Genomic DNA, 11,925 nt, shown 5'->3' on the forward strand with positions numbered 1-11,925 from the left:
ATCCGATGACTTTTTGGTTGTCGGCGCGTATCCTCCGTTTGGGACTTATGACGAATGTAGGAGCAAGGATCAGCATAGCGATGCGCTCGCAACGATCCCCAGGGTGGGGCGTCCGCGCAAGGATCCTGCATATGGTAGCCAAGGTCCGCTGCTGAAAAGTTGGAAGCGCTAATTTAGTCGTCGGGGTCGAAAGCCTTGGCAACCGCCTCTTTCTCAGCCTGCGGCAGGACTGTCATTGTGAGAATGAACGCTGACAGCAGGAGACAGACGCCATTCGTGATTATGATCGGCCACTCTGCCTTCATGATGCCGAAGGCCAGCCACAAGGCGAACCCCAACACAGTGATGGCATACATCGGTGCGGAAATGCCGCTTGTCTCTCGTGTCCTGATGATTTTCCAGGCTTGCGGCGTGAAACTGCTCATCGAGCAGACGGTCGCGAGATAGCCGATGAGCGTGACTGTCTGCATGGAAGCGGCCCTGACCTACGTCGCAGATACGCGCTTGAGATCAGATACGCGGACCACGCCGTGCTGGCTGACAAAGGTCAGGGTGGAGGCCGTGCTCTGGCTCTGCGAAACACCGGATATGCGATGGTCGCCCGTGTCATAAATCTCCATCTTTCCATGATCGTCGATGACCAGGCGGCTTCGCTCAGGAAACGCTGCGTAACGCATATTGTTTTGAGAACCAGCGGCAGACGGGCTCCCAAACTCCTCAGGCCACCATGAGCCGGCGTGGGCCATAGCTGCAGAACGATAGCTCGTGTCGTCGCGTTGTGGCTTGGCGGGATGTTCGCGCAGGTAGGCCGAGAGCTCCGCCGCGATAGTGTTGAGCTTCGCCTTGAGGCTGTCATCGAACATGTCGCCGACCATCGTCATGCCGGAGGACCATTGTGACATTCCTCCGAAGTCGACGTGGCTGAACTGGGCCATGGCTCCACCACCACGCCGCAACGCCTCAAGGACAGCCATGACAGCGCCATCAGTGACGCCATGCTGGCGTGCAAGGCGCGCAATCAGTTCAGCTTCCTTTTGAGTGTTTGTCATCATTGCGTCCTTTGAATCGCTTGGCGCCGGCAGTCCTCATTGTTGACGATAGACATGCGCGGCCAAATGTAATCACGAAGGAGCGCCACTAGGTCTTCAGGCTCCTTGCCGAGGAAGCTCAATCAAGTTCTATCCAGGCTGGCGCATGATCGCTCGGCTTGTCCCATGCACGCGTTTCGGCATCTACTCCGGCATTCTTCAGGCGATCCAATAGGGATGAACTCAGCAAGAGATGGTCCATCCGGAGCCCGGAACTCCGATCGTACCCGCCGCGGTAGGAGAAGTTCCAATAAGTGTAAATTCCTTTTTCTGGATGAATGCGACGAACCGCATCGAACCAGCCCTGAGCAAGCATTTCGGCGTACGCGCTCCGGCTCTCGGGGAAGTAAACGGCATCGCCAACCCAGCGCCCCGGCACCGCCGCGTCGATCGGGCCTGGAACGACGTTATAGTCGCCGCACAGGATGGTCGGTGAGCTATCGCCGAGCAGCACCTGGCCATAGGTGATCAAACGTCGGAACCAGCGAAGTTTGTAGTCGAACTTCGGCCCCGGCGCTGGATTGCCATTGGGCAAATACAGGCAGCCGACAACAAGCCCATTCACATCTGCCTCGATGTAGCGGCTGTGCGAATCGTCGGGATCGCCCGGCAGACCTCGACGACGTTCCAGCGGCTCAATCCCGCGAGCGAGGATTGCCACGCCATTGTAGGACTTCTGTCCGTGCCAGATTGCGCCATAGCCGGCGTTCCTAATCGCATCGACGGGAAATTTTTCGTCAGAGGTCTTCAGTTCTTGAAGGCAGACGATGTCATAGCCGGTTTCGCCAAGCCACCTGAGAAGCACTGGCAGTCGGCCGTTGACGCCATTGACGTTGAAGGTTGCTATGCGGGTCATCTCGACGATTTAACGTCTTTGCGCCGCTTCGATGCGACATTGAGTCGGTAGCCAAATCTTGCCTTTTGTCATCGTCCATCTGCATTTTTGCTCGAAGCATTGGTGCTTTGACCGGAAGCAGCGGATGTCTTTGCATCTTTGGAATGCGCAGCAATCGCCGGACCCGCGCCGGTAGCTTTACGCATATCGCCGCTCCCCTTGCCGTCAGTCGATTTCTTGCTCAACAGTCCTGAGAAATATTTTCCAAAGAAGCCCATCCGACTCTCCATGTTGGCGCTCATTCGGCGACTTTGCGGGTCCTGAACTCAATCTCGGCGCTCTTCTCGCAGCTGCCGAGGATCGCTGCGCGAACCGCCAAGGGCGCGGCGCCTGACCAGCGGGGCCGAACACTCAAGCAGGAAACTTTCCAGTCCTTTGTAGATATGCGTGATCATGTCCTTCATCTCCCGGGACCGCCTCGGCACATTGGTCGCCGAGGCGGTTGGGTAGGCGATCAATCAAGCCGCTTTCCGTTCTGCCGCTCGTTCGTTGACGCCGGCTTCACCGAGGGCAGTCAACGCCTCGTCGGTGGCCTTCTCCTCTTCAAGTGTCGCATTGAGGAGCGCAACCACGTCATCCTTGCCGAGCGTCGTAGCCCAGGCAATCAGGGTTCCATACCTGGCGATCTCGTAGTGCTCCACGGCTTGCGCGGCACCGACGAGCCCTGCATCGAGCGAAGTCGAACCCTTGTACTCCTGAAGGATTTCAGATCCTTCCTCCAGGATGCCGTCGATCGCCGGGCAGGTTTTGCCGCGCGCGGCCGCGCCGAGAATCTCGAAGACCTCCTCCAGACGTTCGACCTGCCCCTCGGTTTCAGCGAGGTGCTTCTCGAATGCTGCCGAAACTTGCTCTTCGGATGCGCCTTTGGCCATCTTCGGCAAGGCTTTCAGAATTTTCTTCTCGGCATAGTAGATGTCTTTGAGGCCATCGAGGAAAAGGTCCTCCAGGTCCTTGTTGTTGCCATTGGCTTTCTTGGCAGTGGGCATTGTGCCGTCTCCTCTGTTGAAAATTGCCCGTCGCGAGCATTTTCTTAACTCGGAAACCCGAACCCGGTTCCGGGATAATGGAGATATCTAAATTTAAAGGGTCCTGCGCTTCACTGAGAACAACGACCACGTCATTCTCGTCGAAGAGCCGCGGCGGGGCGCACGCCATCGGGCTCCCGCCAACGGTCGTGCGGTCTGAGGGCCTGGGACTGCAGGAGACGCAAGTTCCGCGGCGGCAGCAGAGCAGTCGGGGCAACGCCTCTCAAGCCTCCTGACCGCTCTGCAGCCGCTTGATTGCTGGCCCTGCTTGCATCCAGCAATTGGGTGATTGGACGCTGCGTATGCAACCAGAATACCTCAGAATGGTTCTAGCTATGATTTGAGCGGGATGGCAGCGAGCGCCGTCCAAAGGTGGCAATTTTTATGGACGTATCACTTTCGCGAACCGCAGACGACAACATCAAAACCGGCAAGAGCGGCTTGCTGCTTGTCTCGGACAATTATGACGCTTTCGCTGTGCGCGTGCTGGCGGCAAGGAGCGCTGAGCGCAGCCTCGACCTGATGTATTACCTTTGGCATGATGACCACACCGGCCGCTTGCTGCTTCGCGAGGTTTTTCGAGCTGCTGAGCGCGGTGTTCGGGTGCGCATGCTCCTTGACGACGTCAATCCGCGTAAAAATGATGCGGCATATCTGGTGCTGAACAACCATCCAAACATCGAATTGAAGTTGTTCAATCCGAGCGGTATCAGGCGCGGCCGGATCATGCGTGGTGTGGAAGTGCTGTTGCGGCTCTTTGCATTGACGCGACGGATGCACAACAAGGCTTGGATCGTTGACGACAAATTTGCCATTGTCGGCGGTCGGAATGTTGGCGATGCCTATTTCGATGCGGCAGAAACCAATTTCCGGGACCTCGATCTGCTGCTCCTGGGGCCTGCGGTACGGCAAACCGCGGCGATATTCGATGCCTTCTGGGCTTGCAATGAAGCCAAGCCAATCAAAACCTTGGGATCAGTGGCTGAGCATGAGCATCCCAAATGGCTTGAAGGAAGCGATACCGGCCCCGATCCCAAATTCCTGAACGGCATCGGCAACCGGGGCTCGATCACGGAGTTTATTGCGGCCAGCAACGACGTTCATTGGGTGGATGGCGTGCGGGTCATTTCCGATCCGCCGGAGAAAGTTCGTGGTTGGAGACGTCGCAGCTGGCTTATGAAAGAGCTGCGTCCGATCATCCAATCCACGCGCGGGTGTCTGGAGATTGTGTCGCCCTATTTCATCCCCGGCAAAAGGGGCACAGCGATCTTGCTGGACCTTGTCGGCGCCGGTGTTGACGTTTCGGTTCTGACCAATTCCCTGGCCGCCACGGACGTCGCCGCAGTCCATGGCGCTTACGCAAACTATCGCAAGCGGCTGCTGAGGAATGGCGTCAATATTTTCGAGCTTCAGCCGTTCAACCGGCGCTCCGCAATCTCGGTGTTTGGCTCGAAGGGCGCCAGTCTGCATACGAAAGCTTTCACCGTCGACGACAATATCGGCTTCGTCGGTTCCTTCAATTTCGATCCACGGTCAGTGTCCTTGAACTCGGAAATGGGCGTGCTGTTTGAGGATCCGAAATTGGTCGCCGAACTGCGGCATCGATTCCAATCGGAAATATCTCCGGAAACAAGCTATCGGCTCGAACTGAAGCACAATGTTCTGCATTGGCATGGATGCGGCGAAGGCAAGATTCAGGACTATACGCATGAACCAGAAGCCGGATTTTTTCGCCGTATCCTGGCGGTCTTCGTCCGTCACCTCCCGATCGAATCTCAGCTCTAGCATCCGACGATGGCCGAGGACCTCGCGATCTCAGCAAATTGCCCTGCCGGGGATCGCGTGAGCGAAACGTGAAACCCTGATCTACCACGGGTCAGCCAGACCGCATCACACCCGGTTCTTCGACAATCGCGTCGCCAATCCCATGCTGTCCGGCGTCCGGATCACTCGGCAACACGTCGGAAAAATTGACTGTGGCGACCAGGTATCCGGCTTCATCGTAGACCTTGATAGTCGATCCCGATTGCTTGGTTCCTGACCCAGGATCCGCCGCCACCGCTACGCGCGCCATCTCTATTGCTCTCGGACTGGCCATCTCCGCACTCGCTAGCTCTTCCTCGAGAGCGGTAGTCTGGCCGGATACTGTCGTCTCAAAGCGGAATTTTGGCATGGGCAACCTCCTGTTCCTATGCAATTCCGGTGTCCGGGTTGCGTTCCAAAGAAACAGAATTGGTGGGAAGCAGCTAAGATCGCCGCGATGGCCAGACCCGTGTCGCCACGAAGGTCAGCAAACCCGTGATCACAATCCAGGCCTGCACCTCGCGTTGGATGGTTGGTCTAAGGTTCGATGTCTGTCGCGACGGGCTCTCTGCCTCCACTATCGGTTGAAGGTCGGACCGACTGCCGAGACGGACGGAATAGGCCCGCGTGAACTCGGCGCCGAGCAGGAATATCTCAGACGAATAGTAAACCCAAAGCAGCACGACCAGCAGTGCACCCGCCGCGCCATAGGAGGATGCAATCGCGCTGGTTCCGATATACCAGCCAATCAGCGACTTGCCGATGGTGAAGAGCAAAGCGGTCACTGCCGCGCCAATTGCGACATCGCGCCAAGCGAGCGACCGGTCCGGCAGGATCTTGAAGATCGCGGCAAACAGAGCGGAAATCAGCACGAATGATACAATGCCGTTTATCGACGCGAGAATGATCGTGCCGAACGGCAGATGGGCGTTGATGGCAGCGCCAAGCGCGGAAATGGCGGCGCTCGCCGCCAACGAGACAAGCAGTAGAAATCCTAACGCTGCAACCAGACCCAGGCTGGCCGCCCGCGCCCGCACCAATCGCGACACAGACATGGGTGGTGGCTCAATCTTCCAGATTGTGTTGAGCGAAAGCTGCATTTCGCCAAACACCCCTGAGGCTGTCACGAAGAGGGTGACAATGCCCACCAAAGTGGCAACAGTGCCGGCGGTTCTGTGAGAAGCGCTTTCGATGGTGCTGCGCAGAAGGTCGCCGGTTTGCGATCCCATCACGCCTGCGATTTCGGCCGACAGAGCGAGTTGAGCTGCTTCATGCCCAAAGACAAGTCCAGCAATCGCAACAACGATCAACAAGATCGGGGCCAGGGACGTAACGGCATAGAATGCCATCGCCGCACCGTGGCTGAGGGCATTGTCGTTGATGAATCCGAGGATGCTCTCCTTGCCAAGAACCCAGGCTTCGCGTGCCACCCGCATGGGGAATTCCTTTTGCCTCAACGAGTAACCTAGTGCTGTGGGCAACGAAAGCGAGACCTGCCGCCAGTGCGCGAGGCGTGACTGCCGAGACACGCCCGCTTGTCTCTGCACCACGCCCAGAAATGTTCCATGCGGCGCCGGAACTCGCCGGGCTCGTAATGGTTATCGGTCATCCGATTGGAGTGATCAAAAATGCCTGATAATGAAAACCGTCGCGAGACCGGCGCAACGAAGTACCCGGCTAGAACAGGTCCTGATCCTTCGGATGCGTTCTCTCAGGATGCGGCCGGCAACAAGAAACCCAAGAGTGGGGTCGGTCTGACGCGGCCAGTCAACGAAGTGGATGACAAGACGCACCAATCCGATGGCCAGAACGCCCCGGCGAGGCCGGGCGGCGGAAACACGGTCAAGCCATGAACGTTGCCAATCTTCAGCTTGAAGGGTTGATGATGGCGGTCGCGTCAATCAACAATCTGCTCGTTCACAAAGGTCTGCTGTCAATTGACGAGATCGATACCGCCCTGCGAAAGGCAGAGGCGTCCATGACAAGTGACGAGCGGACCTACGAAGACATGTCACCGGCCAACCGTGACGCGATCTGCTTCCCGATCCGGCTTCTGCAGATCGCAAACAACGCGCAAGGCGAACTGGACATCCCACCATTTTCAGAGCTTGCAAAAATGGTTGGGCAAACCAAGGAACCTTAACGTCAGCGGTGACGACACCTGTAGTCTCCGTGAAGGCCTCATTTGACGCCGACGCCGCTCTGAAGCGGAAAAGCAGCGTCGGCGCTGTCTCGGCCATGAACCGAACCAAATCTCACCCACTGCGTTGAGTCCGGCGTTGCGTCATTAGTCGGGGCACTTCCATGAAAACGGGCGAGCTTTCAACCTACCGGGCGAAAAGGGATTTCGCGAAGACGAAAGAGCCCAGCGGCGAAAGCTCGATTGCGGGTTCGAATCGACTTCGGTTTGTCATCCAAAAACACGCGGCCACGCGGCTGCACTATGATCTTCGCCTCGAGCTTGGCGGGGTCTTCAAATCATGGGCTGTGACCAAAGGTCCATCACTGGATCCTCACGACAAACGACTTGCCGTGGAGGTTGAGGACCACCCGCTGGAGTACGGCGACTTCGAAGGCACAATTCCCAAAGGACAATATGGTGGCGGCACGGTGCAGTTGTGGGATCGCGGATATTGGGAACCGGAAGGCGCCATGTCTCCCGAAAAGGCGTTGGAAAAAGGCGACCTGAAATTCACGCTGCAGGGCAAGCGCCTGCATGGAAGCTTCGTCCTCGTGCGCATGAAGCATGACCGCAATGGCGGGAAGCGGACCAACTGGCTGCTGATCAAACACCGCGACAAATACGCGACAGAGGGCAATGGCGATGCGGTGCTGGCTCAGGACCGATCCGTCGCCTCCGGTCGGAGCATGGAAAGGATTGCAGCGGGAAAGGGGGCAGGTCCGAAGCCGTTCATGATGAAAGGTTCATCGTCGGCCGATGCGGATGCCGTTTGGGACAGCAAGCGCGGCCATGCCGACAAGCGCGCCGCCAAGTCGGCAAAGCCTGCTCCGCGGCCGAAGCGAGCCGCTGGTGCCTCAGCGGCGAAGATGCCCGACTTCATCCCACCACAGCTTTGCGCAACGCTTTCCCGGCCGCCGGCCGGGACGAACTGGGTTCACGAAATCAAGTTTGACGGTTATCGCGTCCAGTTGCGCGTGGAAGACAAGGACATCGCCCTTAAGACCCGCAAGGGTCTTGACTGGACGGAGAAATTTGGCGCCATCGCAAAGGAGGCCGCCAGCCTCCCCAACGTCATCATCGACGGCGAAATCGTAGCGCTTGACGAGAACGGCGCGCCCGATTTTGCCGCACTGCAGGCGGCGCTGTCGGAGCGCCGGACGAAAGACCTGATCTACTTTGCTTTTGACCTGCTCTTCGCAAATGGCGTCGATCTGCGAAAGATGCCTCTCTCACAACGGAAGGAACGTCTGAGCGAGATGCTCGGCGAAGTCGATCGCGGCGCGCAAAATCTCATCCGCTATGTCGAGCACTTCAGCAATGGCGGCGACGCGGTGCTGCGTTCTGCCTGTCGCCTTTCGCTTGAGGGGATTGTCTCCAAGAGGGCCGATGCAACCTATGTTTCGGGGAGGACCGACACCTGGGCCAAATCGAAATGCCGCGCCGGGCATGAGGTGGTCATCGGCGGCTGGTCGACGACCAACGGCAAATTCCGGTCATTGCTCGTCGGCGTCAATCGCGGTGAACATTTCGCCTATATCGGCCGTGTGGGGACCGGATTCAGCGAGGCAAAGGTCAAGCAGCTGATGCCCAGGCTGCAGGAGATGAAAGCCGCGACGTCGCCGTTTACCGGCGATGGCGCACCGAAAAGGAATTCAACCGTCTTCTGGACGAAGCCGGAATTGGTCGCGGAAATCGAGTTCGCCGGCTGGACCGGGGGTGGCAATATCCGGCAGGCCGCCTTCAAAGGCCTGCGTGAAGACAAGCCCGCAAAAGACGTCGATGCCGAGCGTCCAGCTGATCCTCAAGAGACGCCGATTGCCGACCCTGCCAAGGTGACTGGCAAGACAGGAAAAAGCCCGGTTGTCATGGGCGTCATCATTTCCAAGCCGGACAAGCCGCTTTGGCCGAATGCCGGCGACGGTCAGCCCGTCGACAAGCTCGATCTTGCAGAATATTTCGAGACCGTTGGCCCCTGGATGATCAGACATATCAAAGGTCGTCCCTGTTCACTCGTGCGCGCGCCGGATGGCTACGCCGGCGAGCAGTTTTTCCAGCGCCACGCAATGCCAGGCACATCCAATCTGCTGGAACTGGTAAAAGTCTTCGGCGATCACAAACCGTATCTGCAAATCGACCGCGTCGAGGGTCTGGCCGCGATCGCCCAGATAGGCGGCCTTGAGCTTCACCCCTGGAATTGCCAGCCGGGTCATCCCGAAATACCTGGCCGACTTGTCTTCGACCTTGACCCCGGTCCGGAAGTCCCTTTTGCGAAGGTGGTCGCGGCAGCCAAGGAAATGCGCGATCGTCTCGAAGATCTGGGCTTGGTGAGCTTCTGCAAAACCACGGGCGGCAAAGGCTTGCATGTCGTGACGCCATTGACGGCCCAACGCAGCAAGACGACATGGGCCGAGGCCAAGGCCTTCGCAAAGGCCGTCTGCATGCAGATGGCGGCAGACAGCCCCGATCTCTACCTCGTCAACATGGCCAAGAAGCTGCGGACATCCCGGATTTTTCTCGACTATCTCAGGAATGATCGCATGGCGACAGCCGTCGCCCCTTTCTCCCCTCGCGCCAGGGAAGGCGCGACTGTATCCATGCCGCTGACTTGGAGTCAGGTGAAGGCGGATCTCGATCCGAAAAAATACACCGTTCGCACGGTTCCGGGCCACCTCAAAAAGACCATCGCCTGGGCTGACTACGACGATGGCGAACGGTCGATCAGCAGTGCCATCAAACGGATTGGTTCAGCAAAGCTCGCCGCATGACGACGTCGGTTCGCGCAAGAACGCCATGACAGCTGCGGCTACCGCCTCGGCTGCTTCTTCGGCCATATGATGTCCGCTTTCGATCGGTTGGCCCTTCAGTTCGGTGGTCCAGGGTCGCCAAACATCGAGCACGTTGCCGTAGAGTGCCTCAAGGTCATCGCGGGCGGACCAGAGCGCCAAGGTCGGGCACGCGACCCGGCGACCAGCTTTCCTGTCGTCGGCATCGTGCAATTGGTCGATGGCCAGACCTGCCCGATAGTCTTCAAGCATGCCGTGAACAACATTCGGATCGTGGATTGCGTCCTTGTAGTCGACATAGGCCTCAGCCCCCATGGACTCGGCTGAGCCGCCATACCATGCGTCAGGATCGGCCATGATTGCGCGTTCGGGCTTGTCCGGCTGTGCGAAAAAGAACCAATGCCACCAGAGCTTCGCAAAGCGGGCGTCGCAGCGTTCGAGGGCTTCCAGGATAGGGACGCTGTCCATGACGATCAGATGGCTGATCGCCGGCGGGTGATCCATGGCTGTTCGGAACGCTGTGTAGCTGCCGCGGTCATGGCCTGCGATGGCAAACCGGCGAAAGCCGAGATGTCCCATGAGAGCAATGCAGTCCCTGGCCTTGGCACGCTTGGAGGATCCAGCATGGTCCACGGCGTCCGCCGGTACCGAGGACTGGCCAAAGCCCCTCAGATCGGGGCAGACAACTGTGTGGTCGGGGGCGAGAAGTGGGGCTACCCGGTGCCAGGTAACGTGCGTCCGAGGATGGCCATGCAGCAAAAGAAGCGGCGGGCCTGAACCTCCATACCTGACTCGCAGTGAGGACTCGGGCAGATCCACAGTCTCTAGCTTGAATCCTTCAAACATCCGCTTCTTTGTCGTCAGACTGTGAAAACAAGTCCCGCATGTCCATCTTCAACCCACCCCGGTGAAATTGGTTTCGGGCATTTGTCCGTTTGGAGATCTCTCTCATTCCAATGGTTCGGCCGCCGTTCCGCCAGCCCTGGCGCTGGCTTGCAGGTACGACGCCCGAGATCCAGCCTCCTGCCTCACCGGTCTCTGGGATTGCCCAGGGCGGGGTCGCGCGCCCGGGTGTAGCCCTCGACGCGAGGCAAACCGTCATCCATCCTGATAAACGGCAGCCGCATTTCCCAATAGGCTTGAGCTTGGGGATGGAACTTCTCGGGCGCGTCCATGAATCCGATCGAGATGTAGAACTCATTTGGCAAGCCTTCATCGGTGTACCCAATCGAGGTGCCACATTCCGAACAGAAGGAGCGCACGACGCCCCTGGTTTTCGAAAATGTTTTTGGTTTGGAGCCGAGCCAATCGACCTGATCTGGACGATAGCCAATCCAGATCGTCAGTGGGCTGCCGATCGCTCGTCGGCAGTCATCGTCGTGGTCGAAACAAATCCAAAAGGGATCGCCACTGAATTCAGCTGTGATGGCTCCGCAAAAGCAATGCCCTCGATCAATCCGGGCCGGTTTTCTGATCGTCGTTCGGGGTTTGTCGTCCATGGTAATCTTCCGGCCAGCGTGGTGGCGTAACGCCGCGGACGGCAAGCAGTTCCTTTGGACGTCACAGAGCCGCAGATGCGCGCAACCGGCGGGCTGCTGGTCAATATCATTTGAGGCAGGATCAGGCCTTAATTTGTTGGGAACATTTTTTCAGGTCCGCACTTTGTTCGCCGTCTGACCAAAGGAGGCGACCTTGAAAACACGACGCGTCGACAGGGAAAAGATCGAGAGGGCGGATCGAGAAGCCAAGTTGCTGTTGGAAGCGGAGCGGCATGCCAGGGAAGCCAAGACGGCGCGGCTTAGAGAACAGCGACAGTTGTTGGAGGCATCGATAGCGCAGACCCCGCCCGCGCCCGTAGCCGCAAAGCAGCCGCCCCGCCAACGAAAGCCGACGCGCAAGGTAATCGAGGTGGACTGACGGTTTGGTCAGTTGGGGCTTTTGCCAAGGTGGGGAGTTGATATGACAGGGCAGGGGATCCGGCAGCATGAATACCAAAGCGGTAAGTCCGGCCGTCGCCAAAGCGGCTGCTCGGCGTGCTGGATCGGGGTCTCATCACCGGTGTGTCCGACGACGATCCTGCGAGAGCCGCTGAAAAAGGCGCCCGAGCGGGCCGAGAACCAGCGAATCCGGCTGGACACTTACGTCGGGA

General features: G+C 58.4%; 14 protein-coding genes. 5 read left to right on the forward strand and 9 right to left on the reverse strand.

Annotated elements, in window-relative coordinates:
• Positions 1-173 precede the first annotated feature (173 nt).
• The 5 genes from NKI10_RS02090 to NKI10_RS02110 form a co-directional block, all read right to left on the reverse strand.
• Positions 174-470, reverse strand: coding sequence for a SemiSWEET family sugar transporter (locus tag NKI10_RS02090; protein WP_023696336.1), 297 nt, complete (start codon positions 468-470; stop codon positions 174-176).
• Positions 471-485: 15 nt separating this feature from the next.
• Complete coding sequence (locus NKI10_RS02095) at positions 486-1,049, reverse strand: hypothetical protein (protein ID WP_031246168.1); 564 nt, start codon at positions 1,047-1,049, stop codon at positions 486-488.
• Positions 1,050-1,167: 118 nt separating this feature from the next.
• Positions 1,168-1,944, reverse strand: coding sequence for an exodeoxyribonuclease III (gene xth, locus NKI10_RS02100; protein ID WP_023741825.1), 777 nt, complete (start codon positions 1,942-1,944; stop codon positions 1,168-1,170).
• A 68-nt stretch (positions 1,945-2,012) separates the two neighbouring features.
• Positions 2,013-2,225 carry a hypothetical protein gene (locus tag NKI10_RS02105; RefSeq protein WP_352858290.1) on the reverse strand — a complete coding sequence of 71 codons (213 nt, stop codon included), beginning with the start codon at positions 2,223-2,225 and terminating at the stop codon, positions 2,013-2,015.
• Between the two features lie 216 nt (positions 2,226-2,441).
• Positions 2,442-2,969: a YciE/YciF ferroxidase family protein gene (locus NKI10_RS02110; RefSeq protein ID WP_023681150.1), complete on the reverse strand. Its 528-nt coding sequence runs from the start codon at positions 2,967-2,969 to the stop codon at positions 2,442-2,444.
• 423 nt (positions 2,970-3,392) lie between these two features.
• On the opposite strand from NKI10_RS02110, the gene NKI10_RS02115 reads away from it, so the two are divergent.
• Positions 3,393-4,793: a phospholipase D family protein gene (locus NKI10_RS02115; protein ID WP_352858293.1), complete on the forward strand. Its 1,401-nt coding sequence runs from the start codon at positions 3,393-3,395 to the stop codon at positions 4,791-4,793.
• Positions 4,794-4,884: 91 nt separating this feature from the next.
• On the opposite strand, the gene NKI10_RS02120 is transcribed toward NKI10_RS02115, so the two are convergent.
• Positions 4,885-5,181: a hypothetical protein gene (locus NKI10_RS02120; RefSeq protein WP_023830869.1), complete on the reverse strand. Its 297-nt coding sequence runs from the start codon at positions 5,179-5,181 to the stop codon at positions 4,885-4,887.
• Between the two features lie 73 nt (positions 5,182-5,254).
• Positions 5,255-6,247 (reverse strand): YihY/virulence factor BrkB family protein, encoded by a 993-nt coding sequence (locus tag NKI10_RS02125; RefSeq protein ID WP_352512486.1) that lies wholly within the window; start codon positions 6,245-6,247, stop codon positions 5,255-5,257.
• A gap of 192 nt (positions 6,248-6,439) precedes the next feature.
• Here NKI10_RS02125 and NKI10_RS02130 point away from each other — a divergent pair, with 192 nt between their 5' ends.
• The 3 genes from NKI10_RS02130 to ligD all read left to right on the forward strand — a co-directional run bounded on the left by NKI10_RS02130 (position 6,440) and on the right by ligD (position 9,758).
• Positions 6,440-6,664: a hypothetical protein gene (locus tag NKI10_RS02130; RefSeq protein ID WP_155921617.1), complete on the forward strand. Its 225-nt coding sequence runs from the start codon at positions 6,440-6,442 to the stop codon at positions 6,662-6,664.
• Positions 6,661-6,954 carry a hypothetical protein gene (locus NKI10_RS02135; RefSeq protein ID WP_023817832.1) on the forward strand — a complete coding sequence of 98 codons (294 nt, stop codon included), beginning with the start codon at positions 6,661-6,663 and terminating at the stop codon, positions 6,952-6,954. Before NKI10_RS02130 ends, NKI10_RS02135 begins: the two co-directional genes overlap by 4 nt.
• Before the next feature lie 161 nt (positions 6,955-7,115).
• A complete protein-coding gene (gene ligD, locus NKI10_RS02140; RefSeq protein ID WP_352858298.1) occupies positions 7,116-9,758 on the forward strand; it encodes a DNA ligase D in 2,643 nt (880 codons plus the stop codon).
• Here the strand turns inward: ligD and NKI10_RS02145 are convergent.
• Both NKI10_RS02145 and NKI10_RS02150 read right to left on the reverse strand, forming a co-directional pair.
• A complete protein-coding gene (locus tag NKI10_RS02145) occupies positions 9,738-10,622 on the reverse strand; it encodes an alpha/beta fold hydrolase (RefSeq protein ID WP_352858301.1) in 885 nt (294 codons plus the stop codon). The two genes, ligD and NKI10_RS02145, sit on opposite strands and share 21 nt — an antisense overlap.
• A gap of 182 nt (positions 10,623-10,804) precedes the next feature.
• Positions 10,805-11,275, reverse strand: coding sequence for a GFA family protein (locus NKI10_RS02150; protein WP_352521500.1), 471 nt, complete (start codon positions 11,273-11,275; stop codon positions 10,805-10,807).
• A 193-nt stretch (positions 11,276-11,468) separates the two neighbouring features.
• On the opposite strand from NKI10_RS02150, the gene NKI10_RS02155 reads away from it, so the two are divergent.
• Positions 11,469-11,693 (forward strand): hypothetical protein, encoded by a 225-nt coding sequence (locus tag NKI10_RS02155; protein ID WP_023681156.1) that lies wholly within the window; start codon positions 11,469-11,471, stop codon positions 11,691-11,693.
• The last annotated feature ends 232 nt before the right edge of the window (positions 11,694-11,925 follow it).

This window comes from Mesorhizobium sp. M0802, assembly GCF_040320115.1.
Classification (GTDB): Bacteria; Pseudomonadota; Alphaproteobacteria; order Rhizobiales; family Rhizobiaceae; genus Mesorhizobium.